The following is a 22,370-nucleotide window of genomic DNA, read 5'->3' as shown; positions in this document are numbered from 1 at the left end:
GAAAATCCTCCTTCAGTCAGCCAGCAGGAATGTCAGCACACGGTCGCTGAACGCGTCGCCGGCCTGAACGTTGGAAAGGTGCGCCGCATAAAACTCGGCGTACTCGGCATCGCGCACATGCTCCTGGATGAAGTGCCCGCCGGACGGTGGCGTCACCGCATCTTCGGTACCGGCGATTACCAGCAGCGGCACCGTGATCGACGCCAACTGCTCACGGAAATCCGCATCGCGTACCGCTGCGCAGTTGGCGGCGTAACCTTCAGGGTTGGTCGCGGCCAGCATGTCGGTGATCTGCTTCGCGGCTGCCGGATTGGCGGCGGAAAAGTCCGGGGTAAACCAGCGGGCAATGGATGCATCGCGCAACGCGACCATCGCCGCCGGACCGTCGCGCAGCACGGTTTCGATGCGCGGATTCCACACCGACGGATCGCCGATTTTCGCCGCCGTGTTGCAGACGATCAGTTTGTTCAGCCGCTGGCCGGCGTTGATTCCCAGCCACTGGCCGATCAGGCCGCCCATCGACAGCCCGCAGAAATGCGCACGTTCGATGTGCAGCGCATCCAGCAGCGCCAGCACGTCGCGGCCCAGTTGCTCGATGCTGTAAGGGCCCGGCGTCACCAGCGACTGGCCGTGCCCGCGAGTATCGAAACGCAGCACGCGAAAATGTTCGGTGAAGGCCGGCATCTGCACGTCCCACATGTGCAGGTCGGTGCCCAGCGAGTTCGACAGCACCAGCACCGGCGCATCGACCGGGCCTTCCAATGTGTAATGCAGTTCGCCATCGGCGAGTTGAACGAAAGCCACAGCCCTCTCCTTTCAGTCAGACAATGCGTTGTGTTCGGCCACTGCCCGCTCGACCCAGACCTGTGCCTGGCCGAGGTAATGGGCGGGATCGAGCAGATGATCCAGTTCGGTTGCGCTCAGTTCGGCGGTCACCTGCGGCTCGTCACCGAGGACCGCTCGCAGATGGCGCTGTTCGGCCACCGCTCGTTTGCAGCATTGCTCGAGCAGATGATGCGCGGTGTCGCGGCCGACCCGTTGCGCGAGCACGATGCTCACCGCTTCGGCCAGCACCAGGCCTTGAGTCAGTTCCAGGTTGCGGGCCATGCGCGCGGCATCGACCTCCAGACCGTCGGCCAGCAGCCGCGCCTGTTGCAGCGCGCCCGACACCAGGCAGCAGATCTCCGGCAGGGTTTCCCATTCGGCGTGCCACAGACCAAGGCTGCGTTCGTGCTCCTGAGGCATGGCGCTGAACAGCGTCGAGACCAGCCCCGGAACGCGGGTGGCGGCGCCGATCAACACCGCCGCGCCCACCGGATTGCGTTTGTGCGGCATGGTCGAGGAACCGCCCTTGCCCGGCGCCGACGGTTCGAACACTTCCGCCGCTTCGGTCTGCATCAACAGGCTGATGTCGCGGCCGAATTTGCCGAGGCTGCCGGCGATCAGACCGAGCACCGCGCCGAACTCGACGATGCGATCGCGCTGGGTGTGCCAGGGTTGTTCCGGCAGGGTCAGATTCAGTTCTTCGGCCAGCGCCCGGGCGATCGGCAACGCCTGTTCGCCGAGCGCCGCGAGGGTGCCGGACGCGCCGCCGAATTGCAGCACCAGCAGTCGCGGTTTGAGCTCGCGCAGACGCTGACGGCTGCGCGTGATCGCACCGAGCCAACCGGCGATCTTCATGCCGAGCGTCACCGGCGTCGCATGTTGCAGCCAGGTACGTCCTGCCAGCGGCGTCGCGGCGTGGCGCTGCGCCTGAATGGCGAGGGCGTCGGCCAGTTGCGCCAGCTCCCTTTCAATCAATTCCAGCGCCTGACGCAATTGCAGCACCAGCCCGGAATCCATCACGTCCTGACTGGTGGCACCCAGATGTATATAGCGCTCGGCTTCGGCATCGGTCGCGGCGATCTGTTTGCCCAACGCCTTCACCAGTGGAATCGCCGAATTGCCGGCCGTGGCAATCGCCTCGCTCAGTGCTGCGAAATCAAACAGCCCGGCGCGGCAGGCGTTTTCGATCGACGCGACAGCACCCGCCGGAATCAACCCGACGCGTGCTTCGGCCCGGGCCAGTGCCGCTTCGAAGTCGAGCATCGCCTGCACCCGGCCCTGATCGCAGAACACGTCGCGCATATCGCGGGCAGTAAAGTAGGCATCGAACAATTGATTGCCCGGTCGCTGAGTCATAAACAGTCCTTGCCGGCGCGGGCCGGTGTGGCCCGCGCGCATCGGTTTAAAGGTCGTGGTGCAAATACTTCGCTTCTTTGGGCAGGCGCAGGCTGAACAGGAACGCCACGGCCATCATGATCGTGACATACCAGTAGAACGCGTTTTCCATTCCGCCAGCCTTGAGGCTCAGGGCCACGTATTCTGCCGAACCGCCGAAAATCGCGTTGGCCACCGCATAGGCCAGGCCGACGCCGAGGGCGCGGACTTCCGGCGGGAACATCTCGGCTTTCACCAGACCGCTGATCGAGGTGTAGAAACTGACGATCGCCAGCGCCACGGTGATCAGCACGAAAGCCAGGAACGGGCTGCCGACACTTTTCAGGCTGAGCAGGATCGGCACTGTGAACAACGTGCCGAGACCGCCGAACCAGAGCATCGAGTTACGCCGGCCGATCTTGTCGGCAAGCATGCCGAACAGCGGCTGCATGCACATGTACAGGAACAGCGCGCCGGTCATGATGTAGCTGGCGGTCTTGGCGTGCATGCCGGCGGTGTTCACCAGGTACTTCTGCATGTACGTGGTGAAGGTGTAGAAAATCAGCGAGCCGCCGGCGGTGTAGCCGAGCACGGTGATGAACGCAGCCTTGTGATCGCGGAACAGTGCGCGGATGCTGCCGGCGTCCTTGTTCTCGCGCATTTCCTTGCTGGTGGTTTCTTTCAGCGAGCGGCGCAGGAACAGCGAAATCAGCGCAGCGGCCGCGCCGACCACAAATGGAATCCGCCAGCCGTAGGCACGCAATTCTTCTTCAGAGAGGAACTGTTGCAGGATCACCACCAGCAGCACCGCCAGCAGTTGCCCGCCGATCAGGGTCACGTACTGGAACGAGGCGAAGAACCCGCGCTGGCCCTTGAGCGCGACTTCGCTCATGTAGGTCGCGGTGGTGCCGTACTCACCGCCCACCGACAGGCCTTGCAGCAAGCGCGCGAACAACAGCAGCAGCGGCGCCCAGACGCCGATGTCCTTGTAGGTCGGCAGACAGGCGATCAGCAACGAGCCGAAGCACATCATCAGGATCGAGATCAGCATCGAGTTCTTGCGCCCGTGCTTGTCCGCGACCCGGCCGAAAATCCAGCCGCCGATCGGTCGCATCAGGAACCCGGCGGCGAATACGCCTGCCGTGTTGACCAACTGCACCGTGGGGTTGTCGGAGGGGAAAAACGCCGGGGCGAAATAGATCGCGCAGAAGGCGTAGACGTAGAAGTCGAACCATTCGACGAGGTTGCCGGACGACGCGCCGACAATGGCAAAGATGCGCTTGCTGCGCTCTTCACCGGTGTAATGGGAGGTGAGGGTTGTCATTGTTTTTCACTCGATAGGGACAGTGAGAGTCTAGACACACTTTGCAACAGCCCCGTTCCACATTGGATCACCAGCCAGACCCGATCTCTGATCGTTCCCACGCTCCGCGTGGGAATGCCGCCATGGACGCTCTGCGTCCAATGTGACGCGGAGCGTCACGGTATGCATTCCCACGCGGAGCGTGGGAACGATCAGTATCCGGTTCAGTAATCGAAGAACACCGTCTCGGCATCAGTGCCCTGCAGGATCACATTCCACTGATAGACACCCGCCGCATCCGGCTTCGCCAGCAACGTATCGCGGCGCTCGGCCGGTACGCATTCGAGCAGCGGATCATTGACGTTCGCCGGATCGCCCTCGAAGTAAATCCGCGTCAGCAAGTGCTTCACCAACCCGCGCGCAAACACCAGCACCACCAAATGCGGCGCCTGGGTCGAGCCCTTGAGGCCTTCAACCGTGCCCGGCTTGATGGTGGTGAAACGAAAGCGCCCTTCCGCATCCACCGGCACCCGGCCGAAGCCTTCGAAATTCGGGTCGAGCGGCTTGGCCTGCTCGTCTTCCGGGTGGTCATATTTGCCGGCGGCGTTGGCCTGCCAGACTTCGAGCATGGCGTCGTTGACGACATCGCCGTTGCCGTCCACCACTTGCCCGGTGATCGCCACGCGCTGGCCGAGGGTCAGTTCGTTGGCGAGGTTTTCACGGTTCAGCCAGGTCAGGCCGATGTGGTAATACGGCCCGACGGTGTGGGACGTGGTCGCAGTCAGGGTCATCTCATTTCTCCATCGGCGTGGCTTCGCGGCCGCGCAGCACGATGTCCCAGCGATAAGCGAGGGCGTAGGACGGAATGGTTTTTTCCAGATCGAAAGCGGCGATCAGGCGTTCCTTGGCCGAGGTGTCCGGCACGCAGTTGTAGATCGGGTCGTAGGCCAGCAGCGGGTCGCCGGGGAAATACATTTGCGTGACCAGGCGCGTCAGGATGCTCGGCCCGAACAGCGAGAAATGCACATGGGCCGGACGCCAGGCATTGTGGTGGTTGCCCCACGGATAGGCGCCGGGCTTGATGGTCTGGAACTGGTACCAGCCGTCGGCGTCGGTCACGGTGCGGCCGGTGCCGGTGAAGTTCGGATCCAGCGGCGCGTCGTGCAGGTCACGGGCATGGTTGTAGCGACCGGCGGCGTTGGCCTGCCAGATCTCCACCAGAATCCCCGGCACCGGCAGGCCGTCTTCGTCGAGCACACGCCCGTGAATGATGATCCGCTCACCGAGCGGTTCGCCCTGATGCTGGGCGGTCAAATCGTTGTCGGTTTCGGCAACACGCTCGGCGCCGATGGTCGGGCCGGTGATTTCCGACAGCGAATGCGGCAGAAACACCAACGGCTTGGACGGCGAGCGCAGATTGGTGGATTGATAGGTCGGGTGCAGGTACGGCGGCTGGGTGCCTTCCTGCGGGCGGCGGTAACCAGGCTTGTCAGTCATTTCGCTTTCCTCTGTTCTTTTCATCACGGCTTGCGTCAGACGCGTTCGATGGCCAGGGCCAGACCCTGGCCGACACCGACGCACATGGTCGCCAGACCTTTCTTGCCACCGGTCTTTTCCAGCTGATGCAGGGCGGTCAGCACCAGACGCGCGCCGCTCATGCCCAACGGGTGGCCCAAGGCAATCGCGCCACCGTTCGGGTTGACCTGGGCCGCGTCGTCCGCCAGCCCCAGTTCGCGCAGCACCGCCAGACCCTGGCTGGCGAAGGCTTCGTTGAGCTCGATCACATCGAAATCGCTGACCGCCACGCCGAGACGTTCGGTGAGTTTGCGCACCGCCGGCACCGGGCCGATGCCCATCACCCGTGGCGCAACACCGGCGCTGGCCATGCCGAGCACTTTGGCGCGAGCGGTCAGGCCGTGTTTTTTCACCGCTTCCGCCGAGGCCAGAATCAGCGCGGCGGCACCGTCGTTGACGCCCGAAGCGTTGCCGGCGGTGACGGTCTTGTCCGGGCCGTTGACCGGTTTCAGTTTGCTCAGCGCTTCTAGCGTGGTGTCGGCACGAGGGTGTTCGTCCTGGCTGACCACGGTTTCGCCCTTTTTGTGGGCGATCCGCACTTCGACGATTTCCTCGGCGAAGTAGCCGGCAGCCTGGGCAGCGGCCGTACGTTGCTGACTGCGCAGGGCGAAAGCGTCCTGATCCTCGCGGGAAACTTCGTAGTCGTCGGCGACGTTGTCGGCGGTCTGCGGCATCGCGTCGACGCCGTACTGGGCCTTCATCAACGGGTTGATGAAACGCCAGCCGATGGTGGTGTCTTCCAGCTTCATATTGCGCGAGAACGCCGCATCAGCCTTGCCCATCACGAACGGTGCGCGGGACATCGACTCGACGCCACCGGCAATCGCCAGCTCCATTTCACCGCTGGCAATGGCGCGGAACGCCGTGCCGATGGCATCCATGCCCGACGCGCAAAGGCGATTGAGGGTGACACCCGGAACGCTCTCCGGCAGACCGGCCAGCAACAGCGCCATGCGCGCCACGTTGCGGTTGTCTTCGCCGGCCTGGTTGGCGCAGCCGAGGAATACTTCGTCGATGGCGCTCCAGTCCACCGACGGATTGCGTTCCATCAGGGCCTTGATCGGCACGGCGGCCAGGTCGTCGGCGCGAACCGCCGCCAGACCGCCACCGAAACGGCCGATGGGGGTACGAATCGCATCGCAGATATAAACGTCGCGCATCATGCTTCTCCCGGTGCCTGGCCGTGGGCAGCGGCCGTGCGCGCTTCGAGATCGCGCAGCGCAGTCAGTTCGACTTCTGTCGGTTCAGCGGTGGTTGCCACGCTGTCGGCAAAACGGATCGGCCAACCGGTGGCGGCGACCACTTGCTCGCGAGTCACGCCCGGGTGCAGCGCGGTGACCACGAATTCGTGGGTGCCCTCTTCCGGCTCCATGATGCACAGGTCGGTGATGATCCCGACCGGGCCGGCGCCCGGCAGGCCCAGACGTTTGCGCGAATCACCACCCTCACCATGGCCGACCGAGGTGATGAAATCGAGCTTGTCGACAAACGAACGCGCCGACTGCTTGAGGATGATCAGCACACTTTTGGCAGAGCCGGCGATCTCCGGCGCACCACCGGCACCCGGCAGGCGTACTTTCGGCTGGTGATAGTCGCCGACCACGGTGGTGTTGATGTTGCCGAAACGGTCGACCTGGGCTGCGCCGAGGAAACCGACGTCGATGCGCCCACCCTGCAGCCAGTAGCGAAAAATCTCACCGGTCGGCACGACAGTATCAGCGGTTTCTGCCAGTTCGCCGTCACCGATCGACAGTGGCAATACGCTGGGTTTGGCGCCAATCGGACCGGATTCGTAGATCAACACCACGTCCGGCGACGACGTCAGGCGCGCCAGGTTGGCGGCTTTCGACGGCAGGCCGATGCCGACGAAGCACACCGAGCCGTTCTTCAGGCGACGGGCTGCGGCGACAGTCATCATTTCATTGGTGGTGTAAGTCATTACTTGGCCTCCGAAGCAGCGGCCAACTTGGCCTGGAACTCGCTGAAGTCAGCGCAGCCATGGATGTATTCGTTGATCCACGCGGTAAACGTCTCACGGTCGCGGGCGATCGGATCCCACGCCTGATAGAAGCGGTTGTCACGTTCGGTGTAACCGTGGGCGTAGGACGGATGCGCGCCACCGGGTACATGGCAGACCGCGCTCAAGGCCCAGGTCGGCAGCACGCAGGCGTTCATCGGGGCGTTGAGGTTGTCGACGATTTCTTCGACCGTGACGATGCAACGCTTGGCGGCCAGTGCGGCTTCTTTCTGCACACCGAGAATGCCCCACAGCAGCACGTTGCCCTGACGGTCGGCTTTCTGGGCGTGGATCACGGTCACGTCCGGACGCACCGACGGCACCGCCGCCAGCACTTCGCCGGTGAACGGGCAAGTCACGGATTTGATCAGCGGGTTGACCTTCGGCAGGTCGGAACCGGCGTAGGCCCGCAACACCGCGAACGGCAGGCCGGAGGCGCCGGCGACGTAGGCATTGGCCAGGTCGGCGTGGCTGTGTTCTTCGATTTCCAGCGCGTGCGGCCATTGCTTCTCGACCGCGTCGCGCAGACGGTGCAGCGAACCCACGCCAGGGTTGCCGCCCCAAGAGAAGATCAGCTTGCGTGCACAGCCGGCGCCGATCAGTTGGTCGTAGATCAGGTCAGGCGTCATCCGCACCAGGGTCAGATCTTTCTTGCCCTGACGAATGATTTCATGACCCGCCGCCGTAGGGATCAGGTGAGTGAAGCCTTCGAGCGCGACGGTATCGCCGTCGTTGACGAATTGCTTCACCGCGTCGTGCAGCGAAAGGATCTCAGCCATGGAGCGGGCTCCCGTTTTTGTAATGAATCGCCAGTGAATAAAAAGGCGCGAGGTTCTGCGCCGGAGTCACTGAAGATTAAGCCGCTGATTTTCACCAAACAATCCGATAATCGACTGAGTGTTCGTTTATCGAACAGATTGTTATCTGCCTATCATTCCGTCACTGATCGTTCCCACGCTCTGCGTGGGAATGCAGCCCGGGACGCTCCGCGTCCCTTCCGAAGCCGAACGCGGAGCATTCTCTGCGGCCAGTTCGACGCGGGAACGATCCTGCAATGAAACTCAGGTCGCGTCCGCGTGACTGACCAGCCCCTTGATCACCACCGCTGCCGTGGCCAGCCCGGCCGGAATCACCAGCGCCGTCAGCACTTGCTCGAAATTCCAGCCCAACCCCAACAGGGTCGCGCCCATCCACGCCCCGAGAATCGCGCCGAAGCGGCCGATCCCGAGCATCCACGACACACCGGTCGCCCGGCCCTGCGTCGGATAAAACCGCGCCGCGAGCGACGGCATCGCCGACTGCGCGCCGTTGACGCACATGCCCGCCACCAGCACCAGCGTCGCCAGCAGCGTGATGTTGCCCAGACTCTGCCCGACCGCGTAGGCAAACACCCCGGCCAGCAGGTAGAAAATGCCGATGACCTTGTGCGGATTGAACCGGTCCATCGCCCAGCCTACGCCCACCGCACTCAGCACCCCACCGAACTGGAACAACGCGCCGATGAAGGCCGCCTGCTCCATGCTCGCGCCGCTGTCGCGCATCAGGGTCGGCAGCCAGCTGGTCAGCAGGTACACGATCACCAGACCCATGAAATAGGTCAGCCACAGCAGCAACGTGCCGACGCTGTAGGTGCCGGAAAAAATCACCGCAAACACGTTGCGCGCTTTCACGGTTTTCTGTTCCGGCACGCTGAAACTCGCGGCCTGCGCGACGATGGCAGGATCAATGGGTGCGAGGGTCTTGCGCACCTTGTCGGTGCCGCGATTGCGCACCACCAGATAACGCGCCGATTCCGGCAGCCAGAGCAGCAGCACCACGGTGAGGATCAGCGGCAGGATCCCGCCGATCAGCAACAGACTGTGCCAGCCGAATGCCGGGATCAACTTGGCCGAAATAAACCCGCCACCGGCCATGCCCAGGTTGAAGCCGCAGAACATGCTGGTCACCAACAGGGACTTCTTGCGCTCCGGGGTATATTCCGACAGCAGCGTGGTGGCGTTCGGCATCCCGGCGCCCAGTCCCAGACCAGTGAGGAAACGCAGCACCAGCAACTGATCGACATTGGTGGCGTAGGCCGACGCCAGGCTGAAAGCACCGAACAGAAAAACCGCGCCGACCAGTACGACTTTTCGCCCGAAGCGGTCAGCCAATGGCCCGGAGCCCAGCGCACCGAAGACCATTCCGATCAGCGCGGCACTCATCACCGGGCCGAGGCTGGCGCGGTCGATGCCCCAGTCTTGGGACAGGGCCGGCGCGATAAACCCCATGGCCGCAGTATCGAGGCCATCGAGGAACACAATCAGGAAACACAGGATCACCACTCGCCACTGATAGCGCGAGATCGGTTGGGCGTTGATGAAGGACTGCACGTCGAGGCAGTGACCTACAGCGGACTGAGGCTGGTTCATTATTTTTATTCCACGCAAGAAAACGCAGTCGAACGGCGGCCGGCCAGAGAGCGGCACGGTCACAACTATATAAGGAAGAAATCAGGCGTTGCGCTAATACCGGCAACAGGAACGGGGGCGGCGACAGTCGGGGAACGTGCGCATGGGAGGTTGCCTCTTGTCATTATTATGGGAGTCGACGATCCGGCGGGCTCATTCACATTCGCGCCGGATGACGCTGCCGCGACATTAATGATCCGGGGGTTTTAGCGTCAATTCGATAAACGCAACTCTGTGCGTTTATCGAACAGCTTCATCAGGCAAACAATTGCGCACTGAGGTCGCGACTGGCGCTCAACAGGCCCGGCAGAAAGCGCTGCTCGAGCTCGGTACGGCTGACACGACCGGCGTGGGTGCTGACATTGAGCGCGGCCACCACCTGGCCGGAAGCGTCATACACCGGCACGGCAATCGAACGCAGACCTTGTTCCAGTTCCTGATCGACGATGCACCAGCCCTGCTGCCGGACTTCCTGCAGACATTCGAGCAAGGCGTCGGGGGTGTGAATCGTGCGGCTGGTTTTGGCCACCAGTTCGGCGTGGTCGAGATATTCGCGCAGCGAGGTGTCGTCCAGCGCCGCCAGCAGGATTCGCCCCATAGACGTGCAGTACGCCGGCAAGCGCCCGCCCACCGACAGGTCCACCGAAATCAGACGCTGGGTGGTGGCCGAACGGGCAATGTAGAGAATGTCGTCGCCTTCCAGCGTGGCCATGTTGCAGGCCTCGTGCAGTTGCTCGCTCATGCGGTCGAGATACGGCTGGGCCGAGACCGCCAGCGGCGTCGACGACAGATAGGCGTGACCGAGGGTCAGCACTTTCGGCAGAAGCGAATAAGTGCGCCCATCGGTGGTGGCGTAGCCGAGCTTGATCAGTGTGTGCAGGCAACGGCGCACGGCGGCGCGGGGAATTTCCGTGCGATGGCTGATCTGGGCGATGGTCAGGTGGCGCTTGCGCTCCTGAAACGCCTGCACCACCGCCAGGCCACGGGCCAGGGAGGTCATGAAATCCGGGTCGCCGGTCAGGGCCTGGATACGCTTGGCCGGCGAAGCGACGATCGGCGGCGCTACCGAGGTGAAGGAATTGCGCATTTGATCGTTCATGTCAGGTCCTTTTTTTCTTGTTCGGATCAACGGCTATACAAGCGGCTCGCTGGCAGATACACAAGCGACAGACCGCCAACACCGGGCGATTATCGAACCGTCGACCGATAATCGCAATCGCCCTCACCTACTCGTTTGGGTTGTGCGGAACAGATTTGAACTTGGAACGCCGGTGTGGTTTAAGCGCCTTAGTTGTCCGACTAAATGGCGCCAGAAATCAAACACTGCGCAACGGCGATGCAACTATTGATGAAAGTTGCACGTCACAAAACAATCACACATCCAGAACCGTTTTTAACTTGGCAAAGATAGGCAATCCCGATTCGCCCGCTATAATGCACCTCAGTGGCACCGTGCTCTTATTTGCCGACGGTGCCACCCGCTGGCGCGATGTCCATCGCTGCCGGCCCCGGCCAGCGCCTGACGCTCATTACTCATGCACCGCCAGCGCGCTCGCTGAAACAGGAAACTGATGCTGCGTCAGTTTTAATCTGGTGCCGTAGCCGCCTGCAACATGGAAGTCCTGACCGTCTTCCCGACAACACCGCTGCCTGTCCGGGCAAGCGCTTGTTGATGAACCGGTTAAATGATTCGTTGCAGTGCGTTTCACCAGACATTTATCTCAACTCATACAGGTAGCACTGTGACGAAAGACGAACTGCGCGCGGAACTTGAGCGCCAGGAACAACGTTACAAGGAAGTTTACGGCGGGGAAGTCACCACCTACGCCGCCCAGCCCGAACCAGAACGCAAAGCCTGGCGTAAACGCCCTACCGTTCAGGATCAGGTCTTTCAGCAAGAACTGAAAAAAATGGAAGAGGAACTCAAAGCCGAAGAGCCTTGAAGCCGTCCTTTGCACCTTCCGAAGGTAAGCGTACTCACCGGGCTACAAGCACGGTGGACTGACGATGCCTTGCGCGCCCGCTACCCGCGGGCAGCGGCCAACTCCCCTGTATTGCACAGGTCTGGAGCATGTCAGACGCATTTCTCAGATATTTCATACAACTTTCAGCCCCCTCCCGACAACTGGCGAATTCGCCGGCGTCTCAAATTTTTATCAACCAAATCAACACCTTGCAAAACCCTGCAAAAAGCTTGGGTAATGCCCCCTGATACAAATTAATTCGTTGAAGAATGTTACCGATGAGCAGGTAGGGGATCGATTTCCAGTCTTTTCTGGCATAATCGCGCCCCCTTATGACCGGGTCAGAAAACCTTCATGATCGATTTATTCAGCGGACTGGATGCCTGGGTGCTTGTGAGCCTCCTGCTCGCCCTGACATTTGTCCTCGCCTTCGAGTTCATCAATGGATTTCATGACACCGCTAACGCGGTAGCCACTGTTATCTACACCAAAGCGATGCCGCCTCATCTGGCGGTGTTCTTCTCGGGCGTGTTCAACTTCCTCGGCGTACTGCTGGGCGGCGTTGGCGTGGCGTATGCCATCGTGCACCTGCTGCCGGTAGAACTGTTGATCAACGTGAACACCGGCCATGGTCTGGCAATGGTGTTCTCGCTGCTCGCCGCCGCGATCGCCTGGAACCTGGGCACCTGGTACTTCGGTATCCCGGCCTCCAGTTCGCACACGCTGATCGGTTCGATCCTCGGTGTCGGCCTGGCCAACGCTCTGATCAACGAAATTCCACTGGCTGACGGCGTCAACTGGCAGAAAGCGATCGATATCGGCGCCTCGCTGGTGTTCTCGCCGATGGCCGGCTTCCTGATCGCCGCGCTGGTGCTGATCGGCCTGAAGTGGTGGCGTCCGCTGTCGAAGATGCACAAGACGCCGGAACAGCGCCGCAAGATCGACGACAAGAAGCACCCACCGTTCTGGAACCGCCTGGTCCTGGTGATCTCGGCCATGGCCGTGAGCTTCGTGCACGGTTCCAACGACGGCCAGAAAGGCATCGGCCTGATCATGCTGGTACTGATCGGTATCGTGCCCGCGCAGTTCGTACTCGACCTGAACAGCACCACCTACCAGATCGAACGCACTCGCGACGCGACCCTGCACCTGAGCCAGTTCTACAAGCGCAACGCCGACACCCTGGGTGAATTCCTGGCCCTGGGCAAAAGCGTGGAAGGCGACCTGCCGGAGAAATTCCGTTGCAACCCGCAACAGACCGAACCGACCATCGCCGCCCTGCTCGACACCCTCAAAGGCGTAGCCGACTACCACTCGCTGTCCGCGGAAAGCCGCATCGAAGTGCGTCGTTACCTGCTCTGCCTGGACGACACTGCGAAGAAAGTCAGCAAACTGCCAGGCCTCGCCCCGCGTGAAAAGGCTGACCTGGACAAACTGCGCAAAGACCTGACCACCACCACCGAATACGCCCCGTTCTGGGTAATTCTGGCGGTCGCCCTGGCCTTGGGCCTGGGCACCATGGTCGGCTGGAAACGCGTGGTACTGACCATCGGCGAGAAGATCGGCAAGCAAGGCATGACCTACTCGCAAGGCATGTCGGCCCAGATCACCACCGCCAGCCTGATCGGCATGGCCAACATCTTCAGCCTGCCGGTGTCCACCACCCACGTCCTCTCCTCGGGCGTGGCCGGCACCATGGTCGCCAACAAAAGCGGCCTGCAAGGCGGCACGGTGAAAACCATCCTGCTGGCCTGGGTCCTGACCCTGCCAGCCACCGTGGCCCTGTCGGCCGGCCTGTTCTGGCTGGCATCGAAGGCGCTGGGTAGCTGATAGATTGATGTAGTGAAGAAGGCGTGATTCGAGAGGATCACGCCTTTTTTGTTGCTTCCAGAAATGGGACGCAGAGCGTCCCGGGCTGCATTCCCACGCGGAGCGTGGGAACGATCAAAGCAAAAGCAAAAGCAGTCGCTTTTCGCCTCTAACCACTCAACACGATGAGCGTTAGCTCGAGTACCGCTCTTGACGTGCCGGCCCCATCGGAAGGCTGAGTGGAGGGATTTATCCGGGGGTGGGAGCGCAGCGACCGTTTGGCGGAGCCAAACACATCGAGAGGAGGTGCAGCGAAGCAAACCGTAGGCGATGCCCCCGGATGAATCCCGGAACGAAGGAACACCGAGCCAAAGCGAGGTGCCGAACGCCGGGGCCCAGCCTTTTGGTTCCTTTTTGGCGTCTGAAAAAGGGACTCGCCGTAAGGGCGAAACCGCCAGCCGCAACCCCCGAAGAAACGGATATTCACCCAAAACCCCAAGAGCATGGTCGGCCCAAAGGCCGCCAAGACACAAAAAAAAGGGCAACCGAAGTTGCCCAAAATGCCTTGCGTGCTCATCAAACCCGGAAGAATCAAGGCTTCTTGCGCTTGTTCGCATCCTTCCAGATAAAAAATCCAAACCCTGCAAAAAACAGAACCATCAGCCCCACAGTCAGGACCCCGGCAAACACCACGTTATCGAAAAACATGACTGGCCTCCTGGCCCCTGCTCTGCTGCGATGGAACTAAGTTAACCAATCAGGCAGGCGCAGGAATTGACCGGGATCAATGCCGGTCACAGAGAGGAGGAAAGGAAGGGAAATAACTGACCTGCATCAACGGATGCAGGGGAGATCAACGCTTTTTCGGTTTGTTTTTCGGCTTTTTCTTCGGTTTACCCAACGGCATGGCCTGCTCGAAAGCCTGGCGCACTTCATTCAGGCGCTTCTCGTTGAGGTCATGAACCCGCTTGGCGCGTTCGGTGTTGAGGTCGATCAGCTTGTCGTCTTGGCTCATGGCGTTCGGTGCATCGCTTGGACTGAATCACAACTGCCGCTTCAACGGCAGGACTGCGCCAATAATGCGGCCTGGCGCGAACGCTGACCAGCCACTCGCCTGAACCCTCTACAACATTTCATGTACCGCCCACCGGATTTGCTTGCACAATCGGCGCCTCGCCCTGAACCCGAAGGATCTGCGCCGTGCCCCTGCATCAAGACCTGCCACCGCTGATGGCCTTGCGTGCCTTTGAGGCCGTGGCCCGTCATTTGAGTTTCATCAAGGCTGCCGATGAGCTGTCGGTGACCCAAAGCGCGATCAGCCATCAGGTACACAAACTCGAAGAATTCCTCGATCAGCGACTGTTCGTGCGCCGCACCCGGGCGATCGATCTGACGGCCGCCGGCGAACATTACTATCGGCAGATCGAGCCGGCCCTCGCCGCGATTGCCGCCGCCACCCACGACCTGCGCGGCGAGCGCCCCACCACCTTGCGCATCGGCCTGCTCGCCTCCTTCGCCACCTTGTGGCTGGCGCCGCGTCTGGCGGACTTCAACGCGAAATACCCGAACATCCATGTCGAACTGCTGCCCGCCGTGCAACTGGCCGACGTCGATGCCGGCGAGGTGGATCTGGCGATCCGCTACGGCAAGGGCGGTTGGCCGAAAGTCCAGGCCCGGCGGTTCATGGCTGAAACCCTGACGCCAGTCTGCAGCCCGGCCTTCAAGGCCAAAGGCGTGACCAACGGCCCCTTGCTGATGGCCAAGTCGCACCAGCCGTTCGAATGGATCGACTGGCAGCAACACAGCGGCATCGATCTGGCTCATGTGTCCAGCGTCATGCTCCACGACTACAACATCGTCGTCGAAGCGGCCGTCGCCGGTCAGGGCATTGCCATGGGTCGCCAGCGAATGATCGAACGGCGGATCAAGGAAGGCGCGCTGGTACCGGCTTTCGACACCCCGCCGATGCTCGGCGAGATCGGTTATTGGCTGGTCACGCCGCAACGCCCGCCCACGCCGGCGGCGCAGAGTTTCTGCGAATGGCTGGAGGAAACCGCGAACGCATGAGTTTTTTGGATGCGTCGGATTAAATCTATCCGTTTGTCGCCCTTCGCTCGCCCCAACATGCTGAAGCCCTCACTCAGGAGGACTTCCCATGACCGATTCCCTCAGCCAACGCGTGCAACAACTCGGCCTGCGCCTGCCCGAGCCGAGCCAGCCGATCGCCAATTACGTCAACCACGTGGTCAGCCAGAACCAGTTGTTCATCTCCGGGCAGATTCCATTGCTCGACGGCAAACCTGCGTTCATCGGACGACTGGGCGAAGCGATCTCCGACGAAGAAGGCGCCAACGCCGCTGAACTGGCTGCCTTGGGCCTGCTCGCCCAGTTGAGCCATGCGCTGGGCGATGACCTGTCGAAGCTGGTGCGCATCCTGCGCCTCGGGGTTTTCGTGGCCGCCACGCCGGACTTCAAGGCTCAGGGCGTCGTCGCCAACGGCGCCTCGAATCTGCTGGTCAACGCCCTCGGCGACAAGGGCCGACACGTGCGCACCGCGGTCGGCGTGGCGAGCCTGCCGGCCGGCGTCGCGGTGGAAATCGACGCAATCTTCGAGCTCAAGCCGTGAACATCGACGACATCTTGCGTCTGCGCGCCGCCACGCCCGGCTGCGCCCAGGTGATCCACTTCAACCACGCCGGCGCCTCGCTGCCAAGCCACGCCACCCTCGATGCAGTGATCGAACAGCTGCAACGCGAAGCACTCGGCGGGCCGATGGAGTCGGCAGACAACCGGGTCCAGGAACGCGCGCGCAATGCGGCCGCCGTCCTGCTCAACGCCCAGCCCGAAGACATCGCCTTCGCCAGCAGCGGCTCGGCAGCCTGGAGTCAGGCGTTCAACGCGCTGGGGCCGTGGCAGCCCGGCGAACGGATTCTGGTGGGTCGCCATGAATGGGCCGGCAACCTGGCGTGCATGGCCGAAGCGGTGAAGGCCGGCGCGCGGCTCGAAGTGATTCCTTGCGATGCCAAAGGTGCGGTCGATCCGCAAGCCCTGGCGCAGATGATCGACGGCCAGGTACGTCTGATCGCCCTGACCTGGCTGCCGGCCAACGGCGGTCTGATCAACCCCGCCGCGCAGATCGGCAATGTCGCGCGGCGCCACGGCATCCCTTATTTCATCGACGCCGGCCAGGCACTGGGACAGTTGCCCTGCGATGTTCAGGCCTTGCAGTGCGACGTGCTCAAGGGTGCCGGACGCAAGTTTCTGCGCGGGCCGCGCGGCACGGCGTTGATGTACATTCGGCCGCAATTTCTGCAACGGCTGCTCCCCGTGCAACGCGATGTATTGTCGGCGCCGTGGGACGGCAAGCGATTTACCCTGCGTGACGACGCGCGCCGCTTTGAAACCAGCGAGGTGTCGCTGGCCCTGCTGGCGGGGTTGACCAATGCGCTGGAGGAGCACAACCGCCTCGGCGCGATCGCCATCCGCCAACGCATCGAACAGCTGAGCAGTGAATTGCGCCAACGCCTGAAGGCGATTCCCGGTCTGACACCGCGGAATCTCGGCGCGGCCAATCAACAATCCGGGCTGATCGCCTTCACGCTTGAGGGCTGGGACAGCGTGGCGCTGAAACAGACGTTGGCCGAACGACGAATCAACATCGGCGCCAATGGCGTGGCCTACACGCCGCTGGACATGCAGGCGCGCGGGCTGACAAATATTGCGCGGGTGGCGGTGAGCTACTTGAACACACAAGAAGAGATCGACGTGTTGCTGGAAAACCTGACGGAGCTGGCCGCCCGGCCTCAGATTTCGATATCGACCCAAAGCCCCTGACGCGGCTGATCGTCCATCAGCGGCGCCACCGGCACAGTGTTGTCGGCATTGAGTTCGGTGCCGGGAACGGCGAGGTGCGCTTCGGGGTCGTCGTCGGCTTCGCGGCGGCGGCGATCGCGTTCCTGCTGGCGGCGCTGCTCTTCGCGCAGCAGATAGCCGTCCTCTTCCGGGTCGCGCTTTTGCAGGTCGATGGTGCTTTCGTTGGAGCTTTCCTGCACCGGCACCACAGGGGGAATGTCCGGTCGCTGGCGGATCGGATCCTGCTGGGAGGTGATCGGCACGGCGCTCAGGGGGAGCATCGGTGGCAGCATATGAAGGGTCTCCTGTCAGCAAGCTATCGGCTGGGGCGAGGTTGCCTTGAACCATCTGTCGCAAACTTGTGACCGGGTTGGCACTCACAGGTGCCCCGGCCCTGCGTAAAACTGACAGATGACCACATTTGCCTTACTTGCAGCGTGCAGCCAAAAGCTCGTTACCGCTCCTTATCCTTTGGCCTCAGGCCCTCATTCCGTTAAGATAGCCCGCTTTTTCAAGGTGGGAGTCAGGCAGCATGGCGCAGCAGTATCAACCGGGGCAACGCTGGATCAGTGACAGCGAAGCAGAGCTTGGTTTAGGCACCGTTCTGGCACAGGACGGCCGCTTGTTGACCGTGCTTTACCCGGCCACTGGCGAGACTCGCCAGTACGCGCTACGGAATGCGCCCCTCACCCGCGTGCGGTTCTCGCCGGGCGATTCGATCACGCACTTCGAAGGCTGGAAGATGACCGTCCAGCAAGTCGACGACGTCGACGGCCTGATGGTCTACCACGGCCTCAACGCACAGAACGAAGCGGTCACCCTGCCGGAAACCCAGCTGTCGAACTTCATTCAGTTCCGCCTGGCCAGCGACCGTCTGTTCGCCGGCCAGATCGACCCGCTGGCGTGGTTCTCCCTGCGTTATCACACTCTGGAACACACCAGCCGCCAGTTGCAGTCTTCGCTCTGGGGCCTGGGCGGCGTGCGTGCGCAACCGATCGCCCACCAGCTGCACATTGCCCGTGAAGTCGCCGACCGCATCGCGCCGCGCGTACTGCTGGCGGACGAAGTGGGTCTGGGCAAGACCATCGAAGCCGGTCTGGTGATCCATCGCCAGTTGCTGTCAGGGCGCGCCAACCGCGTGCTGATCCTGGTTCCGGAAAACCTCCAGCACCAATGGCTGGTGGAAATGCGCCGCCGCTTCAACCTGCAGGTCGCGCTGTTCGACGAAGAACGCTTCATCGAAAGCGATGCCACCAACCCGTTCGAAGACACCCAGCTGGCCCTGGTGGCACTGGAGTGGCTGGTCGACGATGAAAAGGCGCAGGACGCCCTGTTCGCTGCCGGCTGGGACCTGATGGTGGTCGACGAAGCCCACCACCTGGTGTGGCACGAAGAGAAAGTCAGCCCGGAATACTCGCTGGTTGAACAGCTGGCCGAAGTCATTCCCGGCGTGCTGCTGCTCACCGCTACCCCGGAACAACTCGGTCAGGACAGCCACTTCGCCCGTCTGCGCCTGCTCGACCCGAACCGTTTCCATGACCTGGCCGCCTTCCGCGCCGAGAGCGAAAACTATCGCCCGGTGGCCGAAGCCGTTCAGGAGCTGCTGGACAAGGGGCGCCTGTCGCCAGCCGCGCACAAGACCATCCACGGTTTCCTCGGCAACGAAGGTGAAGCCCTGCTCACCGCCGTCAACGATGGCGACACCGAAGCCAGCGCCCGCCTCGTGCGTGAACTGCTCGACCGCCACGGCACCGGCCGCGTGCTGTTCCGTAACACCCGCGCCGCCGTGCAGGGTTTCCCGGAGCGCAAACTGCACCCGTACCCGCTGCCATGCCCGGACGAATACCTCGAACTGCCGCTGGGCGAACACGCCGAGCTGTACCCGGAAGTCAGCTTCCAGGCCCAGCCGGACGCCAGCGAAGAAGAACGCTGGTGGAAATTCGACCCGCGCGTCGAGTGGCTGATCGACCAGCTGAAAATGCTCAAGCGCACCAAAGTGCTGGTGATCTGCGCCCACGCCGAAACCGCGATGGACCTGGAAGACGCCCTGCGCGTGCGCTCCGGCATCCCGGCCACGGTGTTCCACGAAGGCATGAACATCCTCGAGCGTGACCGCGCCGCCGCCTACTTCGCCGACGAAGAGTTCGGCGCGCAGGTGCTGATCTGCTCGGAAATCGGCAGCGAAGGTCGCAACTTCCAGTTCGCCCACCACCTGGTGCTGTTCGATCTGCCGTCGCACCCGGACCTGCTGGAACAGCGGATCGGTCGTCTGGACCGGATCGGCCAGAAGCACATCATCGAACTGCACGTGCCGTACCTGGAAACCAGCCCGCAAGAGCGCCTGTTCCAGTGGTATCACGAAGCACTGAACGCGTTCCTCAACACCTGTCCGACCGGCAACGCCTTGCAGCATCAGTTCGGCGCGCGCCTGCTGCCGCTGCTCGAAGAGGCCGACGACGGCGAGTGGCAAGCGCTGATCGACGAGGCGCGCACCGAGCGCGAGCGCCTGGAAGCCGAGCTGCACACCGGTCGCGACCGCCTGCTGGAACTCAACTCCGGCGGCGCCGGCGAAGGTGAAGCGCTGGTCGAGGCCATCCTCGAACAGGACGACCAGTTCGCCCTGCCGATCTACATGGAAACCCTGTTCGACGCGTTCGGCATCGACAGCGAAGACCATTCGGAAAACGCCCTGATCCTCAAGCCGAGCGAGAAGATGCTCGACGCCAGTTTCCCGCTGGGCGACGACGAAGGCGTGACCATCACCTACGACCGCAACCAGGCGCTGTCGCGTGAAGACATGCAGTTCATCACCTGGGAACACCCGATGGTGCAGGGCGGCATGGATCTGGTGCTGTCCGGTTCGATGGGCAACACCGCCGTCGCGCTGATCAAGAACAAGGCGCTCAAGCCAGGCACCGTGCTGCTGGAATTGCTCTACGTCAGCGAAGTGGTTGCCCCGCGTTCGCTGCAACTGGGCCGTTACCTGCCGCCGGCCGCCCTGCGCTGCCTGCTCGACGCCAACGGCAACGACCTGTCATCGCGCGTGGCGTTCGAGACCTTGAACGATCAACTGGAAAGCGTGCCGCGCGCCAGCGCCAACAAGTTCATCCAGGCCCAGCGCGATCAGCTGACGCCACGGATCAACGCCGGTGAAGACAAGGTCACCCCGCGCCACGCCGAGCGCGTCGCCGAGGCCCGCCGCCGTCTGGCAGCCGACACCGACGAAGAACTGGCACGCCTGACCGCATTGCAAGCGGTCAACCCGACCGTGCGCGACAGCGAACTGGATGCCCTGCGCAAGCAGCGTGAACAAGGTCTGGCGATGCTCGACAAGGCCGCGCTGCGACTGGAAGCGATCCGGGTGCTGGTGGCGGGCTAAACTGCCCTGCTCCATCGCCAAAAACGAAAAGGCCCGCAGCGATGCGGGCCTTTTTTTGTCTGCCCCCCTCACTGATCGTTCCCACGCTCCGCGTGGGAATGCCTCAAGGGACGCTCCGCGTTCCAGTTCTCGAATCGGACGCAGAGCGTCCCGGGCTGCATTCCCACGCAGAGCGTGGGAACGATCAGGCGATGCAGGTCATCAAGCGGTAACGGCCTGACTCTGCGGCTCAACCACCGCCACCATCCCGTCCTTCATCCGCTTCGCATCCCGCACAAAACAGCGCGAGGCGAGGAACAGGAACACCATGGTCAGGAACAGCGCCACCGGAATCAGATACATCGCATCATGCAGACCGACGGCCTTGAAGGCTTCGGTCATCTGCTCGGCGCCCGCCGAGGCCATCGCCGACTTGGCAAAGTGATCCGACAAACCACCGACCACCACCGGGCCCAAGCCGCCACCGAGCAAATACAACCCGGCAAAGAACAGCGCCATCGCCGTGGCCCGCAGACGCGGTTCAACCACGTCCTGAATCGCCGTGTACACACAGGTGTAGAAGTTGTAGGCGAACAGCCAGCCAACGCTGAACACAGCGACAAACACCCCGATCTCGATGCGCCCGGCATGCAGCGCCCACGCCGTGCACAGGGTCGAGATGATCAGGCTGAACGCGGCAAACAGCAGTCGCCCGTTAGCCACCCGCTGGTGAATCTTGTCGGCGATCCAGCCACCGAGGGTCAGGCCGATCAATCCGGTCACACCGACGATCACCCCGGTCGCCACCGCCGCGTCCTGCAACGGCATCAGGAAATAACGCTGGAGCATCGGCACCAGGAACGAGTTGCAGGCGTAGGTCGCGAAGTTGAAGCACAGCCCGGCCATCACCAGCCACAGGAAGGTCGGCACGGCGAGGACGCGGCGGATCGGTTTGTCGACTTTCTCCTGGGACACCTGCACGGTTTCCGCCGCGCCGCGCTTGGGTTCCTTGATGAAGAACATGAACACCGCCAGTACCAGCCCCGGCACGGCGGCGATGAAGAACGGCGCGCGCCAGCTGTCGAACGCCTTGACCATCCAGCCGATGGTGAAGAAGGCCAGCAGCAGCCCCAGCGGCAGGCCGAGCATGAAAATGCCCATGGCCCGGGCCCGGCGATGGGCCGGGAACAGATCGCCGATCAGCGAGTTGGCGGCGGGCGCGTAACTGGCTTCACCAATGCCGATGCCCATGCGCACCAGCAGGAAGCTCCAGAAACTGCCGACCAGACCGTTGACCGCCGTCAGCGCGCTCCAGGTCGCCAGGCCCCAGCCCATCAGTTTGCTGCGCGAACCGGTGTCGGCCAGGCGGCCCAGTGGTAATCCGGCAATCGCGTAAACCAGAGTGAACGCGGTGCCGACGATCCCCAGCTGAAAATCGCTGAGGTGCCATTCCATGCGGATCGGCTCGATGATGATCGCCGGGATGGTGCGATCGAAGAAGTTGAACAGGTTGGCAAGGAACAGCAGGAACAGAATGCGCCAGGCATTCGCCGCTTGGGTCGAGTTCTGCATGGGTCCGTCTCTTTATTGTTATGAGGGCTTCACTGCCAACGCATCGAGCCCGGAACCTGCAATCTAGTCACGCTCGTCGGGGCTGTCTGTGATCATTCGTCAGCCTGATGACGGGCCATGGCCGTGTAACGAAACGTAAGCCCTTGAAATGCTTCGAATCCCCCGAAAAACGGGGGTTTTGCAGAAAAATCCGGCAATGAAAAAATACTTTCACGCCCCCCTTCCCAACGCCGTGGCGAAGCCTAGAATGGCCGCCGGATCCGTCCGGATCCTG

General features: G+C 62.4%; 20 protein-coding genes. 6 read left to right on the top strand and 14 right to left on the bottom strand.

Annotated features, from left to right (window positions below; translation table 11 throughout):
- Nucleotides 1-12 precede the first annotated feature (12 nt).
- The 10 genes from pcaD to pcaR all read right to left on the bottom strand — a co-directional run bounded on the left by pcaD (nt 13) and on the right by pcaR (nt 10,640).
- Nucleotides 13-804, bottom strand: a complete 792-nt coding sequence (gene pcaD, locus ACM6JM_RS18235) for a 3-oxoadipate enol-lactonase (RefSeq protein WP_134334222.1) — start codon at nt 802-804, stop codon at nt 13-15.
- Between the two features lie 12 nt (nt 805-816).
- Nucleotides 817-2,181 (bottom strand): 3-carboxy-cis,cis-muconate cycloisomerase, encoded by a 1,365-nt coding sequence (locus ACM6JM_RS18230; protein WP_414882288.1) that lies wholly within the window; start codon nt 2,179-2,181, stop codon nt 817-819.
- Nucleotides 2,182-2,227: 46 nt separating this feature from the next.
- Complete coding sequence (locus ACM6JM_RS18225) at nt 2,228-3,523, bottom strand: MFS family transporter (RefSeq protein ID WP_039771430.1); 1,296 nt, start codon at nt 3,521-3,523, stop codon at nt 2,228-2,230.
- Between the two features lie 203 nt (nt 3,524-3,726).
- A complete protein-coding gene (gene pcaG, locus ACM6JM_RS18220) occupies nt 3,727-4,293 on the bottom strand; it encodes a protocatechuate 3,4-dioxygenase subunit alpha (RefSeq protein ID WP_039771428.1) in 567 nt (188 codons plus the stop codon).
- Between the two features lies 1 nt (nt 4,294).
- Nucleotides 4,295-4,999, bottom strand: coding sequence for a protocatechuate 3,4-dioxygenase subunit beta (gene pcaH / locus ACM6JM_RS18215; protein ID WP_039771426.1), 705 nt, complete (start codon nt 4,997-4,999; stop codon nt 4,295-4,297).
- A 35-nt stretch (nt 5,000-5,034) separates the two neighbouring features.
- Entirely contained in the window at nt 5,035-6,240 is a 1,206-nt protein-coding gene (pcaF, locus tag ACM6JM_RS18210; RefSeq protein ID WP_178076184.1) for a 3-oxoadipyl-CoA thiolase, read from the bottom strand.
- Nucleotides 6,237-7,016: a CoA-transferase subunit beta gene (locus tag ACM6JM_RS18205; RefSeq protein WP_039771422.1), complete on the bottom strand. Its 780-nt coding sequence runs from the start codon at nt 7,014-7,016 to the stop codon at nt 6,237-6,239. The genes pcaF and ACM6JM_RS18205 overlap by 4 nt, the downstream gene beginning before the upstream one ends.
- Entirely contained in the window at nt 7,016-7,873 is an 858-nt protein-coding gene (locus ACM6JM_RS18200) for a CoA transferase subunit A (RefSeq protein ID WP_003222404.1), read from the bottom strand. Before ACM6JM_RS18200 ends, ACM6JM_RS18205 begins: the two co-directional genes overlap by 1 nt.
- Before the next feature lie 282 nt (nt 7,874-8,155).
- Entirely contained in the window at nt 8,156-9,502 is a 1,347-nt protein-coding gene (locus ACM6JM_RS18195) for an MFS transporter (RefSeq protein WP_011332817.1), read from the bottom strand.
- Between the two features lie 295 nt (nt 9,503-9,797).
- On the bottom strand, nt 9,798-10,640 hold the full coding sequence (gene pcaR, locus ACM6JM_RS18190) for a pca regulon transcriptional regulator PcaR (protein ID WP_007917109.1): 843 nt from the start codon (nt 10,638-10,640) through the stop codon (nt 9,798-9,800).
- A gap of 643 nt (nt 10,641-11,283) precedes the next feature.
- Between pcaR and ACM6JM_RS18185 the strand changes: the two genes are divergently transcribed.
- Nucleotides 11,284-11,484: a hypothetical protein gene (locus ACM6JM_RS18185; protein WP_007957826.1), complete on the top strand. Its 201-nt coding sequence runs from the start codon at nt 11,284-11,286 to the stop codon at nt 11,482-11,484.
- A 375-nt stretch (nt 11,485-11,859) separates the two neighbouring features.
- Complete coding sequence (locus ACM6JM_RS18180; RefSeq protein WP_039771417.1) at nt 11,860-13,335, top strand: inorganic phosphate transporter; 1,476 nt, start codon at nt 11,860-11,862, stop codon at nt 13,333-13,335.
- 570 nt (nt 13,336-13,905) lie between these two features.
- Here the strand turns inward: ACM6JM_RS18180 and ccoM are convergent.
- Together ccoM and ACM6JM_RS18170 are read right to left on the bottom strand one after the other, a co-directional pair.
- Nucleotides 13,906-14,022 carry a cytochrome c oxidase subunit CcoM gene (gene ccoM / locus ACM6JM_RS18175; protein ID WP_007959205.1) on the bottom strand — a complete coding sequence of 39 codons (117 nt, stop codon included), beginning with the start codon at nt 14,020-14,022 and terminating at the stop codon, nt 13,906-13,908.
- Nucleotides 14,023-14,167: 145 nt separating this feature from the next.
- Nucleotides 14,168-14,329 (bottom strand): hypothetical protein, encoded by a 162-nt coding sequence (locus ACM6JM_RS18170; RefSeq protein ID WP_007959203.1) that lies wholly within the window; start codon nt 14,327-14,329, stop codon nt 14,168-14,170.
- Nucleotides 14,330-14,514: 185 nt separating this feature from the next.
- On the opposite strand from ACM6JM_RS18170, the gene ACM6JM_RS18165 reads away from it, so the two are divergent.
- The 3 genes from ACM6JM_RS18165 to ACM6JM_RS18155 all read left to right on the top strand — a co-directional run bounded on the left by ACM6JM_RS18165 (nt 14,515) and on the right by ACM6JM_RS18155 (nt 17,148).
- Nucleotides 14,515-15,381 (top strand): LysR substrate-binding domain-containing protein, encoded by an 867-nt coding sequence (locus tag ACM6JM_RS18165; RefSeq protein ID WP_039771414.1) that lies wholly within the window; start codon nt 14,515-14,517, stop codon nt 15,379-15,381.
- 88 nt (nt 15,382-15,469) lie between these two features.
- The gene (locus tag ACM6JM_RS18160) at nt 15,470-15,940 is read left to right on the top strand and encodes a RidA family protein (protein ID WP_074691428.1); all 471 of its coding nucleotides are present in this window, start codon (nt 15,470-15,472) and stop codon (nt 15,938-15,940) included.
- Nucleotides 15,937-17,148 (top strand): aminotransferase class V-fold PLP-dependent enzyme, encoded by a 1,212-nt coding sequence (locus ACM6JM_RS18155; RefSeq protein WP_414882287.1) that lies wholly within the window; start codon nt 15,937-15,939, stop codon nt 17,146-17,148. The genes ACM6JM_RS18160 and ACM6JM_RS18155 overlap by 4 nt, the downstream gene beginning before the upstream one ends.
- Here ACM6JM_RS18155 and ACM6JM_RS18150 read toward each other — a convergent pair.
- On the bottom strand, nt 17,118-17,459 hold the full coding sequence (locus tag ACM6JM_RS18150) for an aspartate-semialdehyde dehydrogenase (protein WP_074691426.1): 342 nt from the start codon (nt 17,457-17,459) through the stop codon (nt 17,118-17,120). The two genes, ACM6JM_RS18155 and ACM6JM_RS18150, sit on opposite strands and share 31 nt — an antisense overlap.
- Nucleotides 17,460-17,698: 239 nt before the next feature.
- Here ACM6JM_RS18150 and rapA point away from each other — a divergent pair, with 239 nt between their 5' ends.
- Nucleotides 17,699-20,545, top strand: a complete 2,847-nt coding sequence (gene rapA, locus ACM6JM_RS18145) for an RNA polymerase-associated protein RapA (RefSeq protein WP_414882286.1) — start codon at nt 17,699-17,701, stop codon at nt 20,543-20,545.
- A 201-nt stretch (nt 20,546-20,746) separates the two neighbouring features.
- Here rapA and ACM6JM_RS18140 read toward each other — a convergent pair whose 3' ends face one another.
- Nucleotides 20,747-22,096 carry a spinster family MFS transporter gene (locus ACM6JM_RS18140; protein ID WP_039771403.1) on the bottom strand — a complete coding sequence of 450 codons (1,350 nt, stop codon included), beginning with the start codon at nt 22,094-22,096 and terminating at the stop codon, nt 20,747-20,749.
- Between the last annotated feature and the right edge of the window lie 274 nt (nt 22,097-22,370).

This window comes from Pseudomonas sp. IT-P2 (assembly GCF_949767575.1).
GTDB classification, from domain to species: domain Bacteria; phylum Pseudomonadota; class Gammaproteobacteria; order Pseudomonadales; family Pseudomonadaceae; genus Aquipseudomonas; species Aquipseudomonas pharyngis.
Note: the sequence above shows the minus strand (reverse complement) of the source record. Positions and strands in the feature narration are given on the sequence as shown.